At 68.6% G+C, this 23,825-nt stretch carries 26 protein-coding genes; 17 read left to right on the forward strand and 9 right to left on the reverse strand.

Going from position 1 to position 23,825, the window contains the following annotated elements; translation table 11 throughout:
• Positions 1-179 precede the first annotated feature (179 nt).
• The 8 genes from AC3IF3_RS17865 (at position 180) to AC3IF3_RS17900 (ending at position 5,896) form a co-directional block, all read left to right on the forward strand.
• Entirely contained in the window at positions 180-785 is a 606-nt protein-coding gene (locus AC3IF3_RS17865) for a cold-shock protein (protein ID WP_409564916.1), read from the forward strand.
• 181 nt (positions 786-966) lie between these two features.
• Positions 967-1,461: a DUF192 domain-containing protein gene (locus AC3IF3_RS17870; RefSeq protein ID WP_489229725.1), complete on the forward strand. Its 495-nt coding sequence runs from the start codon at positions 967-969 to the stop codon at positions 1,459-1,461.
• A 119-nt stretch (positions 1,462-1,580) separates the two neighbouring features.
• Positions 1,581-1,985 carry a hypothetical protein gene (locus AC3IF3_RS17875; protein ID WP_489217522.1) on the forward strand — a complete coding sequence of 135 codons (405 nt, stop codon included), beginning with the start codon at positions 1,581-1,583 and terminating at the stop codon, positions 1,983-1,985.
• Positions 1,986-2,155: 170 nt separating this feature from the next.
• On the forward strand, positions 2,156-3,040 hold the full coding sequence (locus AC3IF3_RS17880; protein WP_243973767.1) for a dienelactone hydrolase family protein: 885 nt from the start codon (positions 2,156-2,158) through the stop codon (positions 3,038-3,040).
• A 310-nt stretch (positions 3,041-3,350) separates the two neighbouring features.
• Positions 3,351-3,806 (forward strand): response regulator, encoded by a 456-nt coding sequence (locus AC3IF3_RS17885; protein ID WP_243973766.1) that lies wholly within the window; start codon positions 3,351-3,353, stop codon positions 3,804-3,806.
• 78 nt (positions 3,807-3,884) lie between these two features.
• On the forward strand, positions 3,885-4,091 hold the full coding sequence (locus AC3IF3_RS17890; protein ID WP_489229726.1) for a hypothetical protein: 207 nt from the start codon (positions 3,885-3,887) through the stop codon (positions 4,089-4,091).
• Between the two features lie 319 nt (positions 4,092-4,410).
• Positions 4,411-5,622: an alpha/beta hydrolase gene (locus AC3IF3_RS17895; RefSeq protein WP_489229727.1), complete on the forward strand. Its 1,212-nt coding sequence runs from the start codon at positions 4,411-4,413 to the stop codon at positions 5,620-5,622.
• A gap of 73 nt (positions 5,623-5,695) precedes the next feature.
• Positions 5,696-5,896, forward strand: a complete 201-nt coding sequence (locus AC3IF3_RS17900; RefSeq protein WP_489229728.1) for a hypothetical protein — start codon at positions 5,696-5,698, stop codon at positions 5,894-5,896.
• Positions 5,897-6,079: 183 nt separating this feature from the next.
• Here AC3IF3_RS17900 and AC3IF3_RS17905 read toward each other — a convergent pair whose 3' ends face one another.
• From AC3IF3_RS17905 to AC3IF3_RS17935, 7 genes are read right to left on the reverse strand one after another with little or no spacing between them, the layout of a single operon-like run.
• Complete coding sequence (locus tag AC3IF3_RS17905; RefSeq protein WP_489229729.1) at positions 6,080-7,036, reverse strand: YncE family protein; 957 nt, start codon at positions 7,034-7,036, stop codon at positions 6,080-6,082.
• Positions 7,033-7,566, reverse strand: a complete 534-nt coding sequence (locus AC3IF3_RS17910; protein WP_243973761.1) for an SRPBCC family protein — start codon at positions 7,564-7,566, stop codon at positions 7,033-7,035. Before AC3IF3_RS17910 ends, AC3IF3_RS17905 begins: the two co-directional genes overlap by 4 nt.
• Positions 7,567-7,587: 21 nt before the next feature.
• Positions 7,588-8,178 (reverse strand): DUF447 domain-containing protein, encoded by a 591-nt coding sequence (locus AC3IF3_RS17915; RefSeq protein WP_489229731.1) that lies wholly within the window; start codon positions 8,176-8,178, stop codon positions 7,588-7,590.
• A 4-nt stretch (positions 8,179-8,182) separates the two neighbouring features.
• Positions 8,183-9,745, reverse strand: a complete 1,563-nt coding sequence (locus AC3IF3_RS17920) for a DUF6513 domain-containing protein (RefSeq protein WP_489229732.1) — start codon at positions 9,743-9,745, stop codon at positions 8,183-8,185.
• Positions 9,742-10,317, reverse strand: coding sequence for an amino acid kinase family protein (locus AC3IF3_RS17925; protein WP_489229734.1), 576 nt, complete (start codon positions 10,315-10,317; stop codon positions 9,742-9,744). Before AC3IF3_RS17925 ends, AC3IF3_RS17920 begins: the two co-directional genes overlap by 4 nt.
• A complete protein-coding gene (locus tag AC3IF3_RS17930; protein ID WP_489229735.1) occupies positions 10,314-11,015 on the reverse strand; it encodes a (5-formylfuran-3-yl)methyl phosphate synthase in 702 nt (233 codons plus the stop codon). The genes AC3IF3_RS17925 and AC3IF3_RS17930 overlap by 4 nt, the downstream gene beginning before the upstream one ends.
• A 27-nt stretch (positions 11,016-11,042) precedes the next feature.
• Positions 11,043-11,570 carry a DUF3280 domain-containing protein gene (locus AC3IF3_RS17935; RefSeq protein ID WP_489229736.1) on the reverse strand — a complete coding sequence of 176 codons (528 nt, stop codon included), beginning with the start codon at positions 11,568-11,570 and terminating at the stop codon, positions 11,043-11,045.
• 331 nt (positions 11,571-11,901) lie between these two features.
• On the opposite strand from AC3IF3_RS17935, the gene AC3IF3_RS17940 reads away from it, so the two are divergent.
• The 9 genes from AC3IF3_RS17940 (at position 11,902) to AC3IF3_RS17980 (ending at position 20,781) form a co-directional block, all read left to right on the forward strand.
• Positions 11,902-13,137, forward strand: a complete 1,236-nt coding sequence (locus AC3IF3_RS17940; protein ID WP_489229737.1) for an ABC transporter substrate-binding protein — start codon at positions 11,902-11,904, stop codon at positions 13,135-13,137.
• A gap of 121 nt (positions 13,138-13,258) precedes the next feature.
• Positions 13,259-14,242 (forward strand): YVTN family beta-propeller repeat protein, encoded by a 984-nt coding sequence (locus AC3IF3_RS17945; protein ID WP_243973752.1) that lies wholly within the window; start codon positions 13,259-13,261, stop codon positions 14,240-14,242.
• Between the two features lie 73 nt (positions 14,243-14,315).
• Positions 14,316-14,741, forward strand: coding sequence for a cupredoxin domain-containing protein (locus AC3IF3_RS17950; RefSeq protein ID WP_409564918.1), 426 nt, complete (start codon positions 14,316-14,318; stop codon positions 14,739-14,741).
• Positions 14,741-14,983, forward strand: coding sequence for a hypothetical protein (locus tag AC3IF3_RS17955; protein WP_243973750.1), 243 nt, complete (start codon positions 14,741-14,743; stop codon positions 14,981-14,983). Before AC3IF3_RS17950 ends, AC3IF3_RS17955 begins: the two co-directional genes overlap by 1 nt.
• Positions 14,980-15,723: an ABC transporter ATP-binding protein gene (locus AC3IF3_RS17960; RefSeq protein ID WP_489229738.1), complete on the forward strand. Its 744-nt coding sequence runs from the start codon at positions 14,980-14,982 to the stop codon at positions 15,721-15,723. Before AC3IF3_RS17955 ends, AC3IF3_RS17960 begins: the two co-directional genes overlap by 4 nt.
• 43 nt (positions 15,724-15,766) lie before the next feature.
• Positions 15,767-16,660 (forward strand): ABC transporter permease, encoded by an 894-nt coding sequence (locus AC3IF3_RS17965; protein WP_489229739.1) that lies wholly within the window; start codon positions 15,767-15,769, stop codon positions 16,658-16,660.
• Between the two features lie 13 nt (positions 16,661-16,673).
• Positions 16,674-17,303 carry a hypothetical protein gene (locus tag AC3IF3_RS17970; RefSeq protein WP_243973748.1) on the forward strand — a complete coding sequence of 210 codons (630 nt, stop codon included), beginning with the start codon at positions 16,674-16,676 and terminating at the stop codon, positions 17,301-17,303.
• Positions 17,304-17,559: 256 nt separating this feature from the next.
• Positions 17,560-20,130 carry a TonB-dependent receptor gene (locus tag AC3IF3_RS17975; RefSeq protein ID WP_489229740.1) on the forward strand — a complete coding sequence of 857 codons (2,571 nt, stop codon included), beginning with the start codon at positions 17,560-17,562 and terminating at the stop codon, positions 20,128-20,130.
• A gap of 297 nt (positions 20,131-20,427) precedes the next feature.
• Positions 20,428-20,781, forward strand: coding sequence for a hypothetical protein (locus AC3IF3_RS17980; RefSeq protein ID WP_243973746.1), 354 nt, complete (start codon positions 20,428-20,430; stop codon positions 20,779-20,781).
• A gap of 44 nt (positions 20,782-20,825) precedes the next feature.
• Here the strand turns inward: AC3IF3_RS17980 and AC3IF3_RS17985 are convergent, their stop codons facing one another.
• Together AC3IF3_RS17985 and AC3IF3_RS17990 are read right to left on the reverse strand one after the other, a co-directional pair.
• The gene (locus AC3IF3_RS17985; protein ID WP_243973745.1) at positions 20,826-22,346 is read right to left on the reverse strand and encodes an undecaprenyl-phosphate glucose phosphotransferase; all 1,521 of its coding nucleotides are present in this window, start codon (positions 22,344-22,346) and stop codon (positions 20,826-20,828) included.
• Between the two features lie 180 nt (positions 22,347-22,526).
• On the reverse strand, positions 22,527-23,726 hold the full coding sequence (locus AC3IF3_RS17990; protein ID WP_489229741.1) for a glycosyltransferase family 4 protein: 1,200 nt from the start codon (positions 23,724-23,726) through the stop codon (positions 22,527-22,529).
• Positions 23,727-23,825 lie beyond the last annotated feature (99 nt).

Below are 23,825 nucleotides of genomic sequence, written 5' to 3' on the forward strand. Positions count from 1 at the left end.
GCGTTTAGACCTATCGGTCCACGACCTGCGACCGATCGACTGTTGCCGCCGCGCATACAAGCATCGAGATTGCAACTCGGCCAAGCTCGCCTGCCGACGAAACGGGCTTCCCGGGAGTCAGGACTTCGTTAATCTTGCCAGGAGAGCGCGCGGCGTGATTCAGGGTAGGTTGCTCGGCCATGTCTGACGAACGCGGATCCGGGCCGGAGAACCTCGATCGGGCAGCCGACCTCCGAGGCGGCGAGACGATGCAGCGCGAGGACGAGGTTCTGGACCTCGTCGAGGTGGCCGGCCACATCAAGTGGTTCGACGTCTCCAAGGGATTCGGCTTCATCGTGCCGGATGACGGGGCGCCCGATATCCTCCTCCACGTCACCTGCCTTCGTCGGGACGGCTATCAGGCGGCGAGCGAGGGGGCGCGCATCGTCGTGGAGGCCGTGGAGCGGCCGCGCGGCTGGCAGGCCTTCCGGGTGGTCTCCCTGGATCAGGCAACGGCGGTGCATCCCTCGGAGATGCCGCTGCCGCGGACCCACGTGACCGTGACGCCGACGAGCGGCCTCGAGACCGCCGTCGTGAAATGGTTCAACCGCCTGCGGGGGTTCGGCTTCCTGACCCGGGGCGACGGCACCCCCGACATCTTCGTGCACATGGAAACCCTGCGCCGGTACGGGATCGCCGAACTCAAGCCCGGTGAGGCGGTGCTGGTCCGCTACGGGGACGGCTCGAAGGGCGTCATGGCCGCCGAGGTCCGACTGATCGACGGGGCGCTCCCGGCCTCGCATTAGCGCGCCGCCGCGATCCCGACCCCCGGGGGGATGCGCCGAGGCGGCGCTTTCTGGCTCCGCTCCGCATATCCCGTTCCGAAGCCGGTGATCCCTGACGCGGATTCCCCCCGCGGGTGTCTTGGACTATCTCAGCGCGGAGCGGCGCTGAAACGGCGCATCACTTTCCGAGAGGCTCCAGCCCGTGAACGTTCTGTCCCGCCTCGCGACGGCCCTGACCATCGCCGGCCTTGGCCTGACGACCCTTTTTCCGGTCCCGGCTGTCCACGCGCAGGCGCCGGCCCAGGCCGCCACGCCCAAGGCGGAGGCGCTGACGATCGTCACGAAGGCGGGGCCGAAGCGCTTCGACGTCGAGGTGATGCGCGACGATGCCGGCCGGTCCCGCGGTCTCATGTTCCGCCGGCATATGGCGGCCGATCACGGAATGCTGTTCGATTTCGAGCGTGACGAGCCCGTCACTATGTGGATGAAGAACACCTATCTGCCGCTGGACATGGTCTTCATCCGGCCGGACGGAACCATCAGCCGGATCGCGGCCGACACCGAGCCGCTTTCGACCGCGATCATCCCGTCAGGGAGCCCGGTCGTGGCCGTTCTGGAACTCAATGCCGGCACGGCCGCCAAGCTCGGTATCCAGCCCGGCGACCGGGTCGAGCACGCGCTGTTCCGAAGCCGCTGAGGTGGGTCCCGTCTGAGCGAACGCATCGGGAACAATCACCTTGACCAACGCGCCGAACCGCGCCAGTGTTCCGGCAATGTTCCGGTGCTTCGGAACGCCGAGCCAGCGCGGAGGACCCGATGAACGACGTGGCCGAGGCCGAGCTGTACGGCAATGATGAGTGGTCCGTGCAGGCGGAGGGGATCGAGCACCGGGACACCGGCTATTTCATCGCGCGTGACGCGCTCGCGAGGCGCCGGGCCGAGGGCCTCTGGGACTGGCCGCTGCAGATGGCCGAGAAGCGCTGGTGCCGGCCGAGCCTGTTCCGGGAGGCGTTTCTCGCCGCCCTCGAGTGTTTCGGCATCGCCCGGGACGCCGAGCTGATCCGGTCCTTCGCGCTGGGCTACGGGATCCGAGCCGTGGTCGCGCCGGCCGCGGAGACCTTCGTCACGCTGTCCGACATGCTGCAGCCGCGGGAGATGCCGGCCAGGGTCTGGACGACGGCACGGCCCGCCATCCGCGCGCTCACCGCCGCGGGGGCGTAACGCCTCATACGAGGGGCGACGATGTCGGTGGCCCTGGCGGGCGCCCGACCGTTTTTCGTCCAAGGAGTTTTGGTCGAGCCGAGGGCGATCCGCGCCGGAGTTTCGGGCCCCTGGGAGACGCCGGTCGCCAAACGCGCTACCCCTTCCCGGGCAGCAACGGAGACCCCACCATGGCGGATCAGGACACGGCAGGGCGCGCGGCGGGTCTCGATGGCCTGATCGTGCCGCCGCTGTCGCGGCGCGGCTTCGTGATGACCAGCCTGATGAGCGGCCTGACTCTCGCCACGACGCGGGTCGAAGCGCAGGTGATCCACACCGACGCCACCGGCATCGAGGCCGGCGAGGTGAAGATCCCGGCCGCGGACGGGCCGATGCCCGCCTATCGGGCCGTCCCGGAGGGGGAGGGGCCGTTCCCGATCGTTCTGGTGATCGAGGAGATCTTCGGCGTCCACGAGTACATCAAGGACATCTGCCGTCGCCTGGCCAAGGTCGGATATTGTGCCGTCGCGCCCGAGCTCTATGCCCGGCAGGGCGATCTCTCGACTATGACCGATCCCAAGATCATCATCCGGGACGTCATCGCGAAGACGCCGGATGCCCAGTGGATCAACGACCTGGATGCCACGGCGGCCTGGGCTGGCTCGGCCGCGAAGGGCGACCTGCACCGGCTCGCGGTCATGGGATGGTGCCGCGGCGGGCGCGACGTGTGGCTCTACGCCGCGCATCGCCGCGACCTGAAGGCGGCGGTCGCCTGGTACGGGCCCATCGGCGGCGAGCGGACCGACATCCAGCCGCGCACGGCCGGCGATGTCGCTGCGGAGATCAACGCGCCGCTGCTCGCCCTCTACGGCGGGGCCGATACGGGCATTCCCGTCGCCTCGGCGGAGGAGGCGCGCGACCGGGCCAAGGCTGCGGGCAAGAGCGTCGAATTGGTCGTCTATCCGGATGCGCCGCACGGCTTCCATGCGGATTACCGCCCGAGCTATCGGCGCGAGGCCGCGGAGGACGGATGGCAGCGCGCGCTGGCCTTTCTCAAGGCGCACGATGTCGGCTGAGCGGTAATCCGTGCGGGACTACGGCGCTCGATCGGGATGTGGTGACGCCTTCGCCGTCCCGGATGAACCGCCTCTTCCGATCGCTTCCTGGAACTGACCTATCGCGCTCGGCGGCAGGTCTTTGGACCATGTCGGCACGGCTATCTCGGCGTTGGTCGAAGGCTGTGTTACTCAAGACACAACCAGAACTTCTCGATTATGCCAGGATCACAGGAGGCTCCGTGTCCGCGCGGATCCGGTTCGATACCGCGATGCGGTGTTGAACCGATCGCGGCGGCCGCCGTTCAGCCCTTGTAGAGTGTCCTGGCCCATGAGCGATTCGGTACAGACCGGCCAGAAACCCGTGATTCTCGTCGTGGAGGACCAACCCGACGAGCGCTTCCTCGCGGCCACACTCCTGGAGGATACGGGCTTCACCGTGATCGAAGCCGAGACCGCGGATCGGGCACTTGCCATCCTTAACGACCGGGGCGACGAGGTCAGCGTCGTCTTCTCGGACGTGCGAACGCCCGGACCGATCGGCGGGTTCGAACTGGCGCGGATCATCGGCGTAACCTGGCCGCGGGTCAGGGTGCTCCTGACATCAGGCGACGCGGGCGATCAGCCGAGCGATCTGCGGGTTTCCGCGACCTTCATTCCGAAGCCCTGGCGTGCCGAGGATATCCTGGCCTGGGTCGAGCAGGCCGCGGGCCGCGCGCCCAGCACCGGTGGTCCATCCATCATCGGTCCCGGGGGCAAAATTATCAGTCCCGGCTTGGAAACTTGAAGCAGGGGCGTCGTTGTACGCCACTCCTGACGTGCGGCGCCGCCCCCCCCCGCCAAAGACCGCAGATCGAGCGTCGCCATGAAGATCGTCGCTGCCAATCACGCCGATTCCCTCCGCCGCTCCGGGGAGTGGGATACGGCTGAGACCACAGTTCTCGAATCCCTCAGCGAGGAACTGCGCAGTTTCTACGGCGCGGCCGATCAGGTGCTGCCTCTGGAACTGGCGGACCTCGCCCGGCGCCTTGAGGGGTCCGGTATGGGGCCGGGCGATCATCACGTGGCCTGACGCCGCCCAAGCGCGCCGTAGAGCCGGCTCGACGCTCGAAAAGCGACCTTTCCCCGTTCCGCGCCGACTGGGAGTGCAGATCAGCCGTCTTTCTCAATGTGCTTGCGTCAGTCCGCGCACCGTCGAGAGGATCTGTTAAAAATCATCGCGCCTCACAGGTGCTCCCGCCTGCCCCTGCGAGCGCAGTCGCGTAGACAAGTCCGGTTGGTTAAAGCCTTACCGCTTCGACAAGAGCCGTACCGAGTCGCCAACAGGAGAGAATCTGCTATTCAGCGCTGACAGTCCTGCCGGCGCAGCGCGTTTCTCAATCGAGCCTTTCATGCGTTTCACCGCTCTTCGCGAATCGCTCGTCGCGGTCGCGATCATGACCCTGGCCGGTTCGATATCGGCCCGGGCGGCAACGCCGCCGCCTCAGCCCGCAGACGGGCCCGGGAGCTTCGGAGACCGGAAGGCCGCGGTAACCAAGCGCCTCCTCGGGCGCGGCGCAGCCGGCAGCTTCGCGTTCTATACGGCGGGCGCCGCGCCGGACGTGGGCCGCCCGGTCGCGGTGTTCCTGCACGGCTGGGGGGTCGTGAACCCGCAGAGCTACGGGGCCTGGATCGACCACCTCGCCCGGCAGGGATGGCTCGTCATCCTGCCGCGGTTCCAGGACGTGAACCGCACCCGCCCGGCTGACGCGCCCGCTCTCGCCGGATCACTCGTGAAGGCCGCCCTCGCCGACCTCGCCGGTGACAGCGAGGCCAAGCCCGACCTCGGGCGCGTCGCGATGATCGGCCATCTGGCGGGCGCGCCCCTGGCCCTGGATCTCGCCGCCGAGGCCAAGGCGCGCGGTCTGCCCGTCCCGAAGCTGATCTTCGCCGTGACGCCCGGTGGGATCGCCAGCGGACCGAAATCGCGGGGCATCGCCCTCGGCGACCTGTCGGTCATCGATCCGTCCACGCTCATCGTCACCATGGTCGGCGACAAGGACACGCGGGCCGCCGACATGGCCGCCCGACGCCTGCTGCGTGAGGCGAGTGGGGTGCCGTTCGAGCGCAAGCTGTTCGTTCGGATCCTCTCGGACGATCACGGCTTCCCGGCCCTCACGGCGACGCTGGCGGCCCCGGCCGGTCTGGATACGGCCTACGACGGCGGCGCGATCAAGCCCGCCCCGGAGCCGAAAGATGCGACCAAGGACGATCCGAAGCCGCCGCCCTTCCGCTGGTCCGCCGATATGGCGCTGACGGGCGAACAGCAGACGCTGGTGGCGCAGGTGAATCTCGCGCGGGTGGACGCGCTCGATTACCTGGGATTCTGGAAGACCTTCGATCTGGCCGCCGCCGCGGCCTTCGCCGGCTCCGACGCGACGACCCTTAAGGCCAATCCGCGCCTTGCCGACATGGAGCGCTGGAGCGACGGCTGGCCGGTCAAGCGGCTCGCCGTCGAGACGCCCCGTCAGGCGCCGGCCGCGCAGGCCAAAATGCCCGCTGCACCGGCGAAGGACCCGTCGGCGCAAGCCAAGGCGCCCGCGACGCCCGCCCGAAGGCGCTGACGATCCCGGAAGCGCAGCTTGGCCCTGGCTCACGGTTTGCTAGGCTGATCCCGTTCGGAACGGGAGCGATCGTATGCCCGAGTTCGTCGCCAGCCTGCTGGCCGCAGCGGCCTTCTGCCTGACCCTGCTCGCCCTGAACGCACTCACGCGGATACTGATCCAGGCCCATCTCGGCCCCCCCGACCTGGGCGAAACGGGATTTCTGCAGTTGGGCGGCGCGCTGGTGGTGGCCCGCATCGCGTACCGGCGATCCCCGCACCGCGGGACGTTCTGACGGCGATCTGACAGGCGCGGACCGGTCGAGGCGTCTTACCCCTTTGGCGGGCCGCTCCATCCTTGGGGAAACCACGACGCGGCATCCGCGATCGTGCCGAAGCACCCGGGATGCGCTGCGCCGAGGGCGGCGTGCGCATCTCGGGGCATCCCGGATTTGAGACGTCCCGAAGCGTGCCGACTTTCAACGCAGGAAGGTGCCGAACGCGCGCGGGCCGTTGCCTGTCGGTACGGTTTTGATCACCTTGAGGGTGCCAGCATCGATGAGGCTCAGGGTATTATCGCCCCAGTTGGCCACGCAAAGGCGGCCGTCGGCGTCGGCTGCGATCCCCTCGGGGTGGTCGCCCACATCGATGTCGGTGATCGGCTTGAGCGTGGTGAGGTCGAACACCGTGACGCTGCCGGCATATTGATCGGTGACGAAGCCGCGGCCCTGCGCCAGGGCGATCACGTATGGGCGGCGGCCGGTGGGGATCCGTCCGATCTCACGACCCGCTGCCAGGTCGATCACCGACACGTCGTCGCTGGTCACGTTGGCCGTGTAGGCCCGGCCCGCCGCGGCATCGAGGGTGATGCCGAACGGGTGCTGGCCCACCGGGATGACCTTAGTCTCACGCCGTCCGGCGGCATCCACCACCGAGACCGTATCGGCCTCGCGATTGGCCACGTAGAGTGTCGCCCCGTCCGGGCTGACGGCGATGCCGGAGGGCGAGGCCCCGACGGCGATCTCGCCGTCCGGCTGCAGCGTGCCGTCGCGCTCGGTCAAGACGAACAGGCGGTGGCCGTACCAGTCGGCCACGTAGACTGTGCCGCCCCGCGGGTCGGCCGCGATGCCGAGCGGTCCGCCGGGCAGGGCCACCTCGGACAGGATGCGGCCGGCATCGAGGTCGATTACCGCAATCCCGTGACCCTCCGGGCGGGTCACGTAGGCAAGCCTGCGATCCGCCGACAGGGCGATACCGGCTGGCGCCCCGTCCACGGGGATGCGGCGGACCAGCGTGCCCGCGTTCAGGTCGATGATCTCGACGGCACCGCCGAGTTGCGCCGTGACGATCGCCTCCCGCGCCGGCTCGGCGCGGGCGACGGTCGCCACGAGGGCGAGGCCGGCGGCGAAAGCCAATCGGCCCCGGGCCGGGCTCACGAGCCCGTCTCGACCTTGGCCTTCAAATTCGCGAGGCTCGCCTTGATCCAGTCGCCGACGCCCTTCTCCGAGGCCTCGTCGCTCAGCTCGGGCGGCGGATCGTTGTTCATGTAGCCGCGGTAGAACGCCGCCTTCCATTCGACCTTCGACTTGGCGTCGCCCTCGGGCTCGACCGTGATCGTCGCCGAATAGTCGTTCGCCGGCAGGTCCTTCACGTCGACCTTGTCGATGTAGTACGAGAACAGCTTGTCCTCGGGCTTGTACTTGTTGCTGGTCTCCTGGATCTGATCGCCGTTCTTCAGCGTCAGCACGCGCTTGAACTTGCCCGCCGGGTCGCCGGTGAGTTCGGTCTTGGTGACGTTCTGCACCCAGTCGGCGTTCTTCACGTCGCCGAGCACCGCCCAGACCTTGTCGGCCGGGGCGTTGATCTCGATCGACTCGGAAATCTTGCGCCGGGTCGGGCCATGGGCCTGAGCCGTCACGGCGACGAGCGCCGCGGTGGCCGCCAAGGCCAGGGTGATTGCCTTCATCGTGTCCTTCTCCTCCCGCCCTCAGCGGTCGTCCCGACCGAGGATCCGCGCCGCGGGGCCGAGCGCCGCCGCAACCTTGTCCTCGATCCAGTCCCAGGCCTCGCGTTCGCGCGGGCCCGCGGTCTTGCCGATGGCGATGGCGAGGTAGGCCATCTCCGTCAACACCTTGTCGGGCTCCAGCATGTGGAGCCGGGTCGAGAGTATCGCGCCCTCCAGAACCGCCGCCTGGGCGCGGTTATAGCCGATGAACGGCGCGTGCGCGGCGCTGTGGACCATCTGCCCGCGAAAGCGTGGGCGGGTCGCGTGATCCTCGACCGAAGCCACCGCGAACTCTGCGTGCCCGAAGCTGTCGGCGAGGCGGCGACCGGGAATGGCGTCGCAGGCCACGGTCGGCCAGTCGCGCCGGCCGGTCACCGCGCCCGCGATCACCCGGATGTCCCGGGGGCTGGAGGCCGCGAAATAGGGGCTCGCCTCAAGATTGGCGATGGTCGGCGACGGCCGGAACGGCGCCAGCACGTAGCCGTCCGCCTCGCCGATCAACCCGAACGGGACGAGGTGGACCTCGCCCGCCGGCGAGAGCGTCGTCACGATGGTCTCCAGGATCAGCGGCATCGGCTCAGGTCCGGTCCGATGGGACGAGCCGACCGCAGACCAGCTGCGCGGGCGGATCCTGCCGGTGCTCCGGCTCCGTCCCGGAACGGGCGGGGGCGGCGGACACGGTCTCGGGGGGACGCGCGTCGGCCTCAGGCCTCACCAGGCGGGCGTCGCGCGTACCGGGCGGGGGGGCGTCCGGGCCGGAATGCCGGGTGTGGCCGGCCTTCTTGAAGGCGGTCGCGTCTTCGATCTCGGCATCGGCCGCGCAACCCCAGTCGAGGGGCTCGTCCTGCACGTAGCGCTTTCCGAGCCGCCAGGCGGTCTCGGCCTTGGCGAGTTCCGCCCCGAGATAGAAGGCGTGGGCGCCGTCGCTCGCCACGGCGAGATCGGGGAAGAAGGCCATCGCGTCGGTGCTGACCCTGTGGATGTCGCGGTTGTAGACGTGGATCCCGTCCTCCGCGACCGCGATCCGGTAATTCGGATCGCGCACTTCGGCGGCGGCCTGGGCGATCTCCTCGGGATTCTGCACGAAGGGGCGCTTGTCGTGGAGGGCGAGCAGCGCCCGGCCGTAGCCCTTGGGCAGGGCGGAATCGGCCTTGGCGGCGTACATCACCCGCCGTGCGGCGTCGTGCTCCTCGACGGTGCGGCGGGTGTGGTTCGAGACCTGGACGATCAGGACGTTGCCGATCGCCAGTTCCGAGCACATGCCCACGAGGAGGGCGGTGATGCCCAGCGAATCCGCCTCGGTCAACTCGGTGAGGTTGCCGGTCCCCATCATCATGGCGATGTCGGGCCAGCGGGCGCGGGTCTCGCGGTAGCGGGCGATGGAATCCACGAACCCGTGGTGGATCGGCTCGAGGATCGGATCCGCGAGGAACGGCCGCCCGGCCTTCTGCATGCGTTCGATCGCCCGGTCGAGGGACGGCAGGTCGTCGGGCCGTGTCGGGACCAGGATCGGCACCGCGTCCGTCTCGAAGGCGAGGTCGAGGGTCTCCTCGTTCAGGCTTAGCAGGTAATCGGCGCCGGCGGCCGCGCCCCGGGCCAGTTCCTCGCGGGAGAAGGAATCGACGCTGACCGTCAGGCCAGCCCCCTTCAGGGCCCGCACGGCATCCTCCAGATGCGGGAACGTCGTGTCGGGCAGGCCGCCGAGGTCGATGACGTCCGCGCCCCGGCGGGCGAGGTCGAGACCCTTGGCCAGGATCTCCGCGACGCTCATCTTAGAGGCATCGACGATCTCCGAGAAGATCCGCAGGTCGTGCCGGGAGAGATCGACCTTGCGGGCGGCCAGGCCGAGCCAGGCCGGCAGATCGACGACCTCGTCGGGACCCCGCTCCACCGGCACGCCGAAATGCCCGGCGAGGCGTTCGGAATCGGCCCGGCAGCGGCCCGGCAGGACGATACGGGTGGCGCCCGGGGGCAGTTCGACCCGGCGGCGGATGATCTCCTCCGTCATGAGCGCCGCGACCTTCACGCCGGCATCCACGATGCTCCAGCGAAATGTTTCGGGCAGGCCGGCGGCGACCTTCTCCAGCCGCGCCCGGGCGAGGCGCCCGGTGACGAACACGATGTGCTCCGGAGCGCTCACGCCATGACCCTCGGCGCGACCGCGACGCGCTGAGCCGGTCCCCAGATCTCGATCCGACCCGCGAAGCGCTCGGCGAAGACAGGGAAGGCGGCGTCGACCAGCCCGTCCTGCGCCAGGGCGGCGGCATCCTGCCCCGGCGCGGGGTCGCGGGACTTCACCAGCACGCAGCGCTCCGCCCCGACCTGGCGCGCCAGCCACAGGGCGAGGCTGTCGGAGGTGACGTCCCAGGTCTCGGGAATGTCCGGATGGCCGGCGCGCAACCGCCGCGGATTCCATACCCGCGCCCGGGCCGGCGCGGTCTCAGACCAGGGGTCCAGGCTCTGCACGAGGCGCGGCTCGATCGCGCGGAAGATATCGGCCGCATCACTCATGGCGTCGAGGGCCCGGCGATGGGCCTCGGCATCGCTGAACCGGTCCCGGACCTGCGCGGCCCGCACCGCGCCGGCGAAGGTTCCCCCGCCCGGGACGACGATGCAGCGGCCGAGCGCGCCGTCCGCGAGCGACGCCAGCAGGGCGCGCCGCCGATGCGGATCCGTCTCCAGGCTGCCGCCGACCTTCACGACGGCGATCACGCGGCGTCCCGGTGGTGTGGTCTCAGGGCGCGCAACACCTCCGCGATGCGCAGGGGATCGATGCCGTTGCGCCGGTCGAAGTCGCGGCAGAGGCCGCCGCGGAAACCGAGATAATCGGGCTCGTGCGCCCCCAAGGCCGTAATATCGAGCACCCGAAGCGAGCCGGCGAGCCCGCTCATCAGGCCGTGGGCGCGGCAGGCCGACGTAAAAGCCGCTAGGTCATCCGACGCAGCGAGATCGGGCAGGCGGGCGCCGGTTTTGCCCGCCGTATCGATCATCGCACCGGCGAATCCCGCCTCCGCCAGCGCGGGCACGAGTTCGGCCGCAGGCCCGTCCTCGGCGAACAGCACGGCGATCACCCGCCCGGGCGCCGCCGCGGCGAGCGCCGCGCAGCCTGCGATGTCGCCGCGGTGCCCGGCATCGAGCCCGGTCTTCACCCAGGCCACGCCGGTTGCGGCCATCGCGGCCAGAGCCGCCGGATTCGGGTCTGCGACAGCACTGGTCTCGGCCCCGCCGGAGACACGGGCGACGATCTCGCACACCACGCCCGGTTCGAGGGCGCCGAGGGCCCCGCGCTCCGGGTCCTTGGCGTCGATCAGGTCGGCACCCGCGAGCCGCGCGGCTTCGGCCTCGGCGGGATCACGGACGCTGACGAGGAGGCGGGGCGGGGCTCGGCGCGGAACGGAGGAGGAGGACACGGAACACTCGGGACTCGATGGAACGCCTCAGGACTTCCCGGGCAGCGGCTCGGCGAGCAGGCGGTTCTTCACCACCCAGCGCATGGCGTGGGCCCAGGTCTCGTCGGTGTCGGCCCGGATCGTCACCTGCCCGCCGCGCACGACCTTGCCGGACTCGGCATCGGCGATCGCGACGTTCAGGTTGAAGATCTGACCGGACCCTTTCTCCACATAGCCTGTCACGACGAGGTCCGCACCCAGGCTCTTGCCGATGCCCGCCGCGCAGCCGTCGCACTTGTAGAGGGGGCCTTCCTTGGCCACGGTGTCGGCCTTCGGCGCCGTGTCGACGATCTCCAGCCCGGCTTGGTCGTGGAGAGCCTTCCGCAATTCGTCGGTGACGAGCGTCAGCTTCCGGGTATCGGCGGGGCGCGCCCTGGCCCCGTAGGACGCGCCGGGCTCGAACAGCTCCACGGGGAACACCGCCGCTTTCTCGGCGGCCAAAGCCGCGCCGGGCAGGGCGATTCCGAGGGCGACGAGACCGCACGCGGTCGCCGCTTGCAGGGACAGGTGGCGCATGGGCGGAACGTTCCTCTCCATGGTGCGGCCGCCTCGACGGGCGACTCCTCTCCGGCCATAGGTCGGGCGACGGGACACTTTGGCAATGTACTTCGCGCCCCGGCCGTCGCACGACGGATCTAGCGCCGTCGAAGTCCCGGTCATCCCGCTCGACAGACCGTCCTCCGAACCGCGTCCTCGTCCCAAGGTGCCGCGCCTGCAGACGGTTGGAACCTAACGTGAGGGCCGGCAGCCATCTTCGAAGCCCGGCTGTGCATCGTCGGGAACGTGAACACCGCATCAACGCGCCGCGATTGAGCGGCGGGGGTGGAAACTGGTAGAGGCCGCGCACATGCACGATCCCGCACCCCAGACCCTTCTTCCGCGGCCGGCGCGTCCGAAGTGGCTGCGCGCGGCCCTCGTCCTGGCGGCGCTCATGCCGATGGCGGCCCGGGCGCAGCAGCCCGCACCACAGGCCATCGACACCCATATCGGCCTGATCTACCGGCCACAGCCCGCCCCGTCCTCCTACGACGCCGAGGCGGCCCCCGAGGATGAGGGGCTGGCCGGAGCCCGGATGGGCATCGCCGACAACAACACCACCGGCCGCTTCACCAAGCAGACCTACGCCCTCGACGACGTGGCTCTGACCGACGACAAGCCCGACCCGGTGGCAGCCGCGAAGGACCTGATCGCCAAGGGCGTGCGCTATCTCATCCTGGCGCTGCCCGCCGACGCCGTCCTGGCGGTGGCGGATGCGGTGAAGGACACGGGCGTCGTGGTGCTGAACGCCGGCGCCTCCGACGACCGGCTGCGCGGTGCCGATTGCCGGGCCAACGTGTTTCACATCCTGCCGTCCCGGGCGATGCTCACCGACGCCCTGGCGCAGTACCTCACGGTCATGCGCTGGCGGAAGATCTTTCTGATCGTCGGCCCGACCGACGCCGACAAGGCCTACGCGGACGCGATGCGCAACTCGGCGCGGAAATTCGCGCTGAAGGTCACCGCCGAGAAGCCCTGGACCTTCGGCCCCCTAGCCAAGGCGCGGGGCGACACGCCGACCCGCGCGGAGGCGATGGTCTTCACCCGGGGGCTCGACTACGACATGGCGGTTGTCGCCGACGAGGAGGGCGATTGGGGCGACTACGTCCCCTACCGCACGGTGGATCCCCGCCCGGTCGGCGGGACGCAGGCGCTGACACCGACCACGTGGTCCCCGGTGCTGGAGACCTGGGGCGCCGCGCAGGCCCAGAACCGGTTCCGGCGATTGGCCTCCCGGCTGATGCGCCCCCTGGATTATCAGGTCTGGGCTGCGGTGCGGACGGTGGGCGAGGCCGTGACCGCCAAGAAGATTAACGATCCGGCGGTGATCGGCGCCTATCTCGTTGATCCGGGCTTCACCCTCCCGGCCTACAAGGGCGTGCCCCTGAGCTTCCGCCCCTGGGATCACCAGCTGCGCCAGGCGATCATCGTGGTGCAACCGAAGGCGCTGGTCTCGGTGGCGCCGGAACAGGGTTTCCTGCACCAGCGCACGCCCCTGGACACGCTGGGGGTGGATCTCCCGGAGACCACCTGCAAGTTACAGTGACCGGACTGCCTGCGGCGTTGACGAGCGGCCGGCGCCCTCCCAACGCCCGGATATCGCACTACAATCGCCCGACAAGAACGTCCATTGAGGACGCCGTGAAGCTGCAAGGGAAGGGAATGGTATGAGCCGCCGCGTCGAGGCAGGTCTGAGTGTGGTCGCCCTCGGCGCCTGGTTCGCCCTCATCGGGCCGGCCGCCGCCTTCACCGCCTACGTCACCAACGAGAAGGGCAATTCGGTCAGCGTCATCGACACGAACACGATGGCGGTGACCGGTACCTGGAAGGTCGGCCGGCGCCCGCGCGGCGTGACCGTGTCCAAGGACGGCAAGGAACTGTTCGTCTGCGCCAGCGACGACGACCGGATCGACGTGCTCGACACGGCCTCCGGCAAGGTCGTCCGCTCCCTGCGCTCGGGTCCGGATCCGGAGCAGTTCATCCTCGACGCGTCGGGCAACCCGCTCTACGTCGCCAACGAGGACGACAGCCAGGTCACGATTATCGACATCGAGAAGAACAAGGTCCTCGCCGAGGTGCCGGTGGGCGTCGAGCCGGAGGGCATGGGCCTGTCGCCGGACGGGAAGGTCCTGGTCAACACCTCCGAGACGACCAACATGGCCCATTTCATCGACACGAAGACCTTCCAGGTTATCGACAACGTGCTGGTGGATGCAAGGCCGCGCTTCGCCGAATTCACCGCCGACGGCAAGTTCCTGTGGGTGTCCGCGGAGGTCGGCGGCACGGTCAGCGTCATCGACGTGGCCCAGCGCCGGGTGATCAAGAAGATCACCTTCAAGATCCCGAGCGTGAACGACGAGGCGATCCAGCCCGTGGGTATCCGGATCACGAAGGACGGAAGCAAGGCCTTCGTGGCGCTGGGCCCGGCCAACCGCGTCGCGGTGATCGATGCCAAGACGTTCGCGGTGGAGAAATACCTCCCCGTCGGCCAGCGCGTCTGGCAGCTGGCCTTCACGCCCGACCAGAAGCAGCTGTTCACCACGAACGGCACGTCCAATGACATCTCGGTGATCGATGTGGCCGCCGAGAAGGTGGTCAAGAGCATCCCGGTCGGCCTGCTGCCCTGGGGCGTGGCGATCTCGCCGAACTGAGCTGGGCGGCGGGACCGCTCGAATGAACCAGGACCGCGGATCACGCGGCACAGGGGGAAACGACAGGATGCGGATGTTTCGATGGGCCGCTCTCGCCGGCGCGGGGCTGTTCGCGGCCGGCCCGGCACTGGCACTGGACCTCACCAAGAAGCGGGAGAACCTGCCCGACCTCGTCCTGGGCGACGATCAGGGCAACGACTTCACGGTGGAGAACAGGGACATCACGCTCGAATCCGGCAAGGCCTATCGGCTGCGCATCGTCGCCAAGGGTCACCAGGAATACAAGTTCTACGCGCCGGAGTTCTTCCGCTACATCTGGTTCAACCAGATCGTGATCGAGCACAAGGAGATCCACGGCGGCGGCCCGCCCGACCACCTGGAATTCGACGATCCCGGCGAGATCGCCATCGAGTTCGTTGCGATCAAGCCAGGCAGCTACAAGTGGGAGGCGCGCGGCCTCGAGGCCAAGGGCATGACCGGTACTTTGACGGTGAAGTGATGCGCGCGTTCTTCCTGGCCTCGTGCCTCGTCCTCTCCGGCCCGGCCCTCGCGGCGGACGATGCCTCCGCCTGCGCCGCGGGCATCGCCATGATCCGCGACGCCCTCGCGGCGAACCCGTCCGAGGCCGCGCTGCCCAAGCTCAAGAAGGCCCTTCGGGTCGCGGAGCGGGAGCAGAAAGAGGGCGAGTTCGACGAGTGCCTCGATGCCGTCGCCGACGCCCGGAAAGCGCTCGGCCGATGACCGGCGAGGCGGCGCTCCGGGTGGAGCATGTCGGCCACCGCTTCGGCACGCGCGCGGCGCTCGACGACGTCTCGCTCGATGTCGGCCGCGGCCGCTTCGCGGCGCTGCTCGGACCCAACGGCGCCGGCAAGACCACCCTGTTCTCGGTGATCACCCGGCTCTACACCAACCAGACCGGACGGGTCTCGATCTTCGGCCACGCCCTCGACCGCGAGCCCTCCCGGGCACTTGCCCGGCTCGGCGTGGTGTTCCAGGCCCGGACGCTGGATACCGATCTCACCGTCGAGCAGAACCTCCTGTATCACGCGAGCCTGCACGGGATCACCCGTCGCGCCGGAAAGGACCGCGTCGGGCTGCTCCTCGATCGGGTCGGGCTCGCGGACCGGCGCCACGACAAGGTCCGCACGCTCTCGGGCGGCCAGTCGCGCCGCATCGAGATCGCCCGGTCGCTGATCCACCGTCCGGATCTGCTGCTGCTGGACGAGCCGACGGTCGGCCTCGACCTCGAATCGCGGACCGACATCGTGGCGATCGTGCGCGCGCTGGTGCGCGAGGAGGGGCTGTCGGTTCTCTGGGCCACTCATATCTTTGAGGAAATCTCCTCGGAGGACGACGCGGTCGTGCTGCATCGCGGCCGGATCGTGGCGCAGGGCCGGGCCGGCGATATCGGTGCCCCGGGGGAGGCCCTGGCGGACGCGTTCCGCCGCATCGTGGCCGAGCCGGGGCGGGCGGCGGCATGACGGCGTCGAACGGCGCATCATCGTACGATCGAGGGCAGCACCCATGAGCGCTCCGACACGCCTGTCGACGCCGGTCGCTGCTGCATCCGCCGACAGCGCGTCGGCGCGCATCGGTCGGCTCGACACCGTCGGCTACCTGATTTGCCTCGGCGGCATCGTCCGGCGGGAATTGCTGCGCTTCTTCAATCAGAAAGAGCGGTTCTTCTCGGCCCTGGTCCGGCCGCTGGTCTGGCTGTTCATCTTCGCGGCGGGTTTCCGCAACACGCTCGGCGTCTCCATCGAGCCGCCCTACCAGACCTACGTGCTCTACGAGGTCTACGTGGTGCCGGGGCTGGCCGTGATGATCCAGCTGTTCAACGGCATGCAATCCTCGCTCTCGATGGTCTACGACCGCGAGGTCGGGTCCATGAAGGTACTGCTGACCTCGCCCTATCCGCGCTGGCTGCTGTTGCTCGCCAAGCTGATCGCGGGCGTCTCGGTCTCGATCGTGCAGGCCTACACCTTCCTGGCGGTGGCCTATTTCTGGGAGACGGACATCCCGCCGCTCGGCTATCTCACGGCGCTCCCGGCCTTCTTGGCCTCGGGGCTGATGCTCGGGGCGATCGGTCTGTTCCTGTCCTCGCTGGTCCGCCAGCTTGAGAACTTCGCCAGTGTGATGAACTTCGTAATCTTCCCGATGTTCTTCGCCTCCTCGGCCCTCTACCCCCTGTGGCGGATCCGGGAATCCTCGGAGACGCTGTACTGGATCTGCGAGCTGAACCCGTTCAGCCACGCGGTCCAGCTCGTCCGCTTCGCCCTCTACGTCCAGTTCGAGCCGCTCGCCTGCGCGGTCGTGGTGGGCGTGACCCTCGCGTTCTTCGGCATGGCGGTGATCGCCTACGATCCCGGCCGGGGTATCATGGCCCGGCGCGGTGGCCCGGCCGGCGACAACACCTGACGGAGCCCGCCCGATGAACCGACTCGCCCGCAATGCCGTCCTCGGCCTGGTGCTTCTGGCCGCACCGGCATCCGCGCAGCCCCGGCAGGATCCGGACTGGCCCTGCGTCCAGCGCAAGGTCGCCACGCTCAGCCCCGGCCAGTTCTGGACCGGACCGGACATCGCGGCGGCCGGCGACTGGGGCAGCGACAACGACGCCGCGGTGCTGGCCCAGAAGATCGCCTCCCGCCGCACCGAGTTGCCGCAGGTCGGCCCGCTCCTCGACGAATTCGCCGGCAAGTTCGGCACCGACAAGGATGGGAAGGACAAGGCCCTGACCCGCGTCTACGCGGGCGTCTTCGAGGTGATCAACGGCGAGCGCGACAAGGTCGTGGGCGGCATCGGCCGCTACGCCCAGGGCCAGCGGCGCATGGCGGAGCGCATCCGCGATGAGGCCGACAAGATCAGCCAGACCAAGGACGCGCCGAGCGCCACGGACGCCACCGAACTGCCCAAGGACCAGTCCGATCTCGAAACCAAGTTCGCCTGGGACCGGCGCATCTTCCAGGAGCGCAGCCAGTCGCTCACCTATGTCTGCGAGGTGCCGCAACTCCTCGAGCAACGGTTGGGCGAGATCGCGCGGTTGATTCAGGCACGGTTGTGAGCGCGGCGATCCAGTCGCCAACCGCTTGCCGAATCTTCCCGAACGGTGTTGCCTAAAGCTCCGCAAGTCGTTGAATTTGCAAGCATAACTGTTGCGAGAACGCCACGCGCCGGAGCGTTTGACCGTTCTCCGCTCGAAACAGCACTCAAAAGCCCTCGCGTGCCCGTGAGCCCGATTGTGAACTTTAACTCCACCCGCCAAAAGTCTCGCCAAGCCCGGAACAACCGGACGCTGGTCTCAAGGCAGGGGAATTGGAATGTCACGTCGGACGCTGCGGGGCAGCATGCTCGCGTCTGCCTCAGTCTTGGCGCTCTCGATTGCTCCAGGCGCGGCACACGCTCAGCAATCGGTCACGCTGGGTGAGATCAGCGTCGTTTCGACCTCGCCGGTCGGTGCCGGCGGCGGCAATTCCAGCCCGGCCCTGAATCTCGATCGGGCAGCGCAGATCGCGCCGACGGTACCGGTGGCACCCGGCAGCGTGCGTCTGCGCGGTTCCGAGCAACCGCTCAACAAGATCCCCAGTACCGTCGAGACCATCACGACGCGCCAGATCGACGTCGACCGCGGCACCGACAATATCCTCGCCACCTTCGCGCGCGAGACGCCCGGCGTGAATCTCAGCGACTCGCAGGGCAACAGCAACCGCGTCGATCTCAATTACCGCGGTTTCACCGCATCGCCCGTGCAGGGCGTGCCGCAGGGCCTAGCCGTCTACCAGAACGGCATCCGCATCAACGAGGCCTTCGGCGACGTCGTCAATTTCGACCTGATCCCGCCGCAGGCGGTCCAGCGGATCGATGTCGTCACCGGCAACCCGGTCTTCGGCCTCAACGCGATCGGCGGCGCGGTCAACATCCAGATGAAGAACGGCTTCACCTGGCAGGGCACCGAGATCAGCGCGTTCGGCGGCTCCGACGGCCGCACGGCCGGGTACCTCGAATACGGCAAGGTCTCCGACAACTGGAGCTTCTACTTCACCGGCGACGGGCTGAACGACCGCGGCTGGCGCTACGAGAACCCGAGCACCATCGGCCGGCTCTACGCCGACCTCGGCTACCGCGCTCAGGATTCGGAGTTCCACCTGATCGGGCTCGCCGCGCGCAGCTTCTACGGCGCGGCGGCCGCGACCCCGGTGGACTTCACCCATGTCGATCCGCGGGCGATCTTCACCTATCCGCAGACGCAGACAACCGAGGTCGGCACGATTCAGCTGACCGGCCGGGTGGACATCTCGCCGACCTGGGACCTTGCCGGCAACGCCTATTTCCGCCGCTTCAGCGAGCGGTACGTGGACGGCAACGACGGCAATTTCGAGCAGTGCAGCTCGCGCTCGAGCTTCCGCGGCTCCCTCTGCTACCAGGATGACGGGTTCAGCCCGTCGGCCGGCCAGTCGCAGAACGCCTTCCGTAACCAGTTCCTGCTCCTCGGCCAGCAGAACCAGCGCATCCCCTTCACGCGGAACGTGCCCTACGGGACGATCGACACGACCCAGACGGAGTCGCAGGGCTACGGTGGCTCGCTGCAGGCGGCCAACCGCGACCGGGTCTTCGGTCTGCCCAATAGCTTCGTCATCGGCGGCAGTGTCGACGCGGCCGATTACTCGTTCAAGTCGTCGAGCACCCTCGGCGTCATCAACCCGAATCTCCTGATCTCCACGGATCCGAGCAATCCGTACTATGGAAACATTCCGGGCCTCGGCACCCCGTACCTCCGCACGCTGGGCGCCCTCGGCATCGCCCCGAGCTCGGTCGCGGGTTCGAACCTGTATCTCGGCCTCTACGCCACCGACACGCTCGACGTCACCGACCGCCTGTCGCTCACCGCAGGCTTCCGGCTCAACTACGCGCATATCCGCTCGGTCGATCAGACGGGGTTCTCGCCGGACGTCACGGGCACCCACGAATACACCAAGGTCAACCCGCTCGCGGGCCTGACCTACCAGTTCGACCCGGCGCTCAACCTTTACGGCAGCTACTCGGAGTCGAACCGCGCGCCGACACCGCTGGAACTCGCCTGCGCCAACCCGAACCAGCCTTGCCTGCTGCCGAATTCGCTGGTCGCCGATCCGCCGCTCAAGCAGGTCACCGGCCAGACCTATGAAGTCGGTTTCCGGGGCGTGATCCCGAACTTCCTCTCGGGCGGCAACCTGACCTACAAGGCCGGCGTCTTCCGCACCGACCTGAAGAACGACATCATCCAGATCGCCGTCGCCGGCAACGCGGCGCGCGCCTACTACACCAACGTGCCGGCGACCCGGCGGCAGGGCATTGAGGTCAGCGCCGAGTACGTCGTCAACCCCGATCTGCTGGTCTACGCCAACTACGCCTTGATCGACGCCACGTACCAGTTTGACCAAACGCTCTCGTCACCCAACAACCCGCTCTCCGACGACGGGGCCATCTTCGTCCACAAGGGCAACAAGATCCCGTTGATCCCGGATCACCAGATCAAGGCCGGGTTCGAGTACAACATCACCCCGAATTGGCGCTTCGGCCTCAACGTCTCGGCCTTCTCGTCCTCTTACTTCCGGGGTGACGATTCGAACCTGAACCGCAAGCTGCCGGCCTATTACGTGATGAACCTGACCACGAAGTACCATGTGACCAAGAACCTGGAGATCTTCGGGTTGATCACCAACCTCACCAATAACCGCTACGCGACATTCGGTACCTTCGCCGAGCCGGGCGCGATCGCCGGCAACCTGTCGATCAACGATCCGCGGACGACGACGCTGGCGCAGCCCCTGTCGATCTATGCCGGTCTGACCTATCGCTTCGGCCCCGAGCCGGTCGCGATGGCGCCGGAGCCGATCATCCGCAAGTACTGATACGCTGACGCCCTTGCTGGAGCCGTTCCCGATCGCCCTGCCATCGGGAACGGCTCCGCGTTTCCGTCGGGACGCATGCCGTCGAACCCGTCGGCGAGAGCGCTCGGGGTGACGGCGCCGGCAATCAAGAGGTTGCCGGCGGCACCCGTCCCCTGCTCTGAGGCGCGTGCGGCCTCCTGTCTCGGGAACGGGCCGATGCGCCCGGCGTCTCCTCGGTGAATCGCACTGACGCGCGGTCCCCGCCCCCTGGCGGGGTTGCGTGTCAGTGGCGTCCGGACACTTTGGAGACCCCCATCGATGATGTTTCGTTTCGCCGTCGCAGCCCTGGCGCTTGCCGTAGCCACACCCGCCCTCGCGACGTCATGTTCTGACGAGGTCGATACCCTCCAGCGGCGTCTCGACAGCGCCGGCGCGGCCTCCGTGACCGGCACGACCCCGCCCGGCGGCACGACGTCGTCGAATTCCCCGAAGGCGCTCGACAAGCCGCCGGCCCTGACCCCGTCGGATGCCAGCGTCAAGCCGACCGCGGCGGGCGTCGAGGACGCCAAGAAGCTGGTCGCCCAGGCGCGTCAGCAGGACAAGGCCGGTAACGCTGAGGGCTGTCGCGACACGATCATGAAGGCCAAGGAGAAGGCCGGCGCTCTACCGTAGGGCGAAAAGATCCGGCGGCCGGCCACAGACCGGCCGCCGGAATCTCAGTAGGCGTTCTCAGTCTTGAGCAGCGCGAACGGCGTTGTCAGCAGAATCTGCAAGTCCAGCAAGACCGACCAGTTCTCGATATAATAGAGGTCGTGCTCGACACGGCGCTGGAGCTTCTCCGACGTATCGGTCTCGCCGCGCCAGCCGTTGACCTGCGCCCAGCCGGTGATGCCGGGCTTGACCTTGTGCCGGGCGAAATAGCCGTCGACCACCTGGTCGTACAGGGTATTGGCGGCCTTGGCCTGGAGCGCGTGCGGACGCGGACCGACCAGCGAAAGGTCGCCCTTCAGCACGTTGAACAATTGCGGCAGCTCGTCCAGCGAGGTCTTGCGGATGAAGCGCCCGACCGGCGTCACGCGCGGGTCGCCGCGGGTGACCATCCTGGCCGCACCGGCGTCGCACTGGTCGACATACATCGACCGGAACTTGTAGACCTCGATGAGCTCGTTGTTGAAGCCGTGGCGCTTCTGGCGGAACAGGATCGGCCCCCGCGAGGTCAGGCGCACCGCGAGCGCCACGGCGACCAGGATCGGCGCCAGGGCGAGCAGCATCACCAATCCGACGCAGCGGTCGAACAGCGCCTTCACCACGACATCCCAGTCGGCGATCGGCTTGTCGAAGACATCGAGCACCGGGACCGAGCCGAGATACGAGTAGCTGCGCGGCCGCAGGCGCAGCTTGGCCGCATGCGCCGACAGGCGAATGTCGATCGGCAGCACCCAGAGCTTGGCCAGCATCTGCAAAATGCGGTTTTCGGCGGTGATCGGGATGGTGAAGACGATCAGGTCGAGGCGGGCGTGCCGGGCATAGGCGACGAGATCGTCGACGTTGCCGAGCTTCGGATGCCCCGCCACCACGTCGGACGAGCGGTCGGTGTTGCGATCGTCGAACACCCCGACGATCCGGATGCCGCTCTCGCTCTGCGTCTCTAGGGCGGCGATCAGATCTTCCGCCGGCTTGCCGCCACCGACGATCGCCGTGCGCCGGTCGAAGCGTCCGGCCCGGGTCTGCGCTTCGATCACGCGGAACAGGAGGAAGCGCCCGGTCAGGAGAGCGGTCAGGCCGGTGCCGTAGAACGTCGCGAGCCACAGGCGCGAGTAGTGATCGGCCACCTTGGCGAGGACCAGCCCGGCGGCAACGATCAGGAAGGTCAGCGACCAGGCGGCGATCAGCCGGATCGCGCTCTTGGAGAAGGCGCGGAAGGCGGAGATCCGATAGCCGCCGGCGGCCTGGACCAGCGCAACCGTGAGGATCGCAACGAGCCCGATCGCCCCGGCATAGGTTAGGCCGAACGGGACCCGCCCGCGCAGCATCAGCAGGTGCAGGAGCGCGCCGAGGCCGAAGATCAGGGCGCATTCCGCCGCCCGCACCAGCCCAGCCACCACGACCGGCGACACCGCCGTTGCGCCCGGTATGGAGGTCTCGGCAAGCGGTACCGGGCCATCGTCGCGGGGCGATGGCTGCGCCTGGAGAGGGCCGGCGGCTTCGAGGAGATCCCGGATGTCGAAGGCACTCATCGATCGGCTCCTCCCGTAGCGGCCTGCGGCTTCTCAATCGCAGCGTGGCACGGGGCGTTGTCTGAAGACTTAAAGGCGATCGGCCCGCGGCGATTTTACCGTCGGACCCGGTCCGCGGGTCGTTCCGTCGTCGCGCATCGCTCCGGCACACGGCGACGGAGCGATGCGCGCATCGGCGGATCAGGCCGTCCGCGCGCCGGCGATCTCCCGGGCTTCGACATTGCGGCGATCCGCGCGGGCCTGAAACGCCGCGGCGTAACCGGAGATGACCTCGCTGCCCATCCGCTCCAGGGAGAAGCGCTGCCGGATCGCGGCGCTGAGCGCGTGGACGCGGGCGTCGAGCACCGCGGGCGCGTCGTCGAGCACCCGCCGGATGCCGGCGGCGAGGGAAGCGGGATCCCGTGGCGGGACCAGATCGCCGGCGGCGTCACCGAAGATCTCGGGGATCCCACCGACCCGCGTGGCCACGAGCGGCTGCGCCGCGGCTGCGGCCTCCAGGACCACGTAGGGCAGGGATTCCGCCAGCGAGGGGACGACCAGGATGCGTCCCCGCGCCAGCACGGTGCGGATCGCCTGCGGCGGTTCGAAGGACACCGCGCTGCCCAGGCCGAGGCGCTCGACGTTCTGACGCAGGATGTCGGCATCCGGCCCGGAGCCGACCATCAGCAGGCGCAGGGACCGGCCCTCGGTCCGGAGCTGGACGAGGGCATCGAGCAGGTACGGAAGACCCTTGGCCTCGCGCAGCTCGCCGACATAGAGGAGATCGAAGGGTTCATCGACGCGGTCGATCGGGGCGAATTCCGCCTCCGCGATGCCGTTGTGGACGATGCGGGTCACGCGTTCGGGACCGCCGACGAAGGTCCGGTGCCGTCCGGCGACGTATTCGCTCTCGAACAGGAAAGCATCGGTCCGGCGGGCAAGAACCGCCTCGGCCCCCATGTAGAGACGATGGATCGGCGTGCCCGGCCGGTAATTGTAGCTGCCGCCATGCGGCGTGTAGGTACGGATCGCCGTGCTACCCGGGGCGAGCCTGGCAAAGGCGCCGCCCTTCGCCCCGTGCCCATGGAGCACCTCGGCGCCCACCGCGGCGGCCCGCCGCCCCACCGCCTTCAGGCAGGTCCAATCGGACCGGTGCGGGTTCCGCCGCATCGGGATCCGCACGAGGCCGAGTTCCAGGCTGGGCATCAGGTCCGCCAGGGCCCGCTCACCACGCTCGCCGCCGGTCGTGGAGTCGCAGACGATGCCCACGGCGTGTCCGGCCGCGGCCTGGAGGCGGGCGAGGTCCACCACATGGCGGAACAGACCGCCGACCGGGGCCCGGAAGACGTGCAGGATCCGATAACGCTGGACGATACGATCGTCATTCGACTTGCCGACCACGGCAATGCTCCCGGTGAAAACAGTCCCGGGATTAGTGAAGCACGGGTGGTCGCGGGGCTCTTAAGGGCGGCTCGTTGGCCGCAAGCTTTTCATCGAGAA

The organism is Methylobacterium sp. J-118, assembly GCF_057836565.1.

Excerpts from the sequence above, each read along its gene's own strand:
- AC3IF3_RS17895 (WP_489229727.1), top strand. The coding sequence starts at position 4,411 with ATGCGTTTCACCGCTCTTCGCGAATCGCTCGTCGCGGTCGCGATCATG.
- AC3IF3_RS17880 (WP_243973767.1), top strand. The coding sequence starts at position 2,156 with ATGGCGGATCAGGACACGGCAGGGCGCGCGGCGGGTCTCGATGGCCTG.
- AC3IF3_RS17935 (WP_489229736.1), bottom strand. The coding sequence starts at position 11,570 with ATGCGCCACCTGTCCCTGCAAGCGGCGACCGCGTGCGGTCTCGTCGCC.
- AC3IF3_RS17890 (WP_489229726.1), top strand. The coding sequence starts at position 3,885 with ATGAAGATCGTCGCTGCCAATCACGCCGATTCCCTCCGCCGCTCCGGG.
- AC3IF3_RS17955 (WP_243973750.1), top strand. The coding sequence starts at position 14,741 with ATGCGCGCGTTCTTCCTGGCCTCGTGCCTCGTCCTCTCCGGCCCGGCC.
- AC3IF3_RS17970 (WP_243973748.1), top strand. The coding sequence starts at position 16,674 with ATGAACCGACTCGCCCGCAATGCCGTCCTCGGCCTGGTGCTTCTGGCC.
- AC3IF3_RS17940 (WP_489229737.1), top strand. The coding sequence starts at position 11,902 with ATGCACGATCCCGCACCCCAGACCCTTCTTCCGCGGCCGGCGCGTCCG.
- AC3IF3_RS17950 (WP_409564918.1), top strand. The coding sequence starts at position 14,316 with ATGTTTCGATGGGCCGCTCTCGCCGGCGCGGGGCTGTTCGCGGCCGGC.
- AC3IF3_RS17980 (WP_243973746.1), top strand. The coding sequence starts at position 20,428 with ATGATGTTTCGTTTCGCCGTCGCAGCCCTGGCGCTTGCCGTAGCCACA.
- AC3IF3_RS17975 (WP_489229740.1), top strand. The coding sequence starts at position 17,560 with ATGTCACGTCGGACGCTGCGGGGCAGCATGCTCGCGTCTGCCTCAGTC.
- AC3IF3_RS17910 (WP_243973761.1), bottom strand. The coding sequence starts at position 7,566 with ATGAAGGCAATCACCCTGGCCTTGGCGGCCACCGCGGCGCTCGTCGCC.
- AC3IF3_RS17865 (WP_409564916.1), top strand. The coding sequence starts at position 180 with ATGTCTGACGAACGCGGATCCGGGCCGGAGAACCTCGATCGGGCAGCC.
- AC3IF3_RS17945 (WP_243973752.1), top strand. The coding sequence starts at position 13,259 with ATGAGCCGCCGCGTCGAGGCAGGTCTGAGTGTGGTCGCCCTCGGCGCC.
- AC3IF3_RS17875 (WP_489217522.1), top strand. The coding sequence starts at position 1,581 with ATGAACGACGTGGCCGAGGCCGAGCTGTACGGCAATGATGAGTGGTCC.
- AC3IF3_RS17960 (WP_489229738.1), top strand. The coding sequence starts at position 14,980 with ATGACCGGCGAGGCGGCGCTCCGGGTGGAGCATGTCGGCCACCGCTTC.
- AC3IF3_RS17900 (WP_489229728.1), top strand. The coding sequence starts at position 5,696 with ATGCCCGAGTTCGTCGCCAGCCTGCTGGCCGCAGCGGCCTTCTGCCTG.
- AC3IF3_RS17985 (WP_243973745.1), bottom strand. The coding sequence starts at position 22,346 with ATGAGTGCCTTCGACATCCGGGATCTCCTCGAAGCCGCCGGCCCTCTC.
- AC3IF3_RS17915 (WP_489229731.1), bottom strand. The coding sequence starts at position 8,178 with ATGCCGCTGATCCTGGAGACCATCGTGACGACGCTCTCGCCGGCGGGC.
- AC3IF3_RS17965 (WP_489229739.1), top strand. The coding sequence starts at position 15,767 with ATGAGCGCTCCGACACGCCTGTCGACGCCGGTCGCTGCTGCATCCGCC.
- AC3IF3_RS17885 (WP_243973766.1), top strand. The coding sequence starts at position 3,351 with ATGAGCGATTCGGTACAGACCGGCCAGAAACCCGTGATTCTCGTCGTG.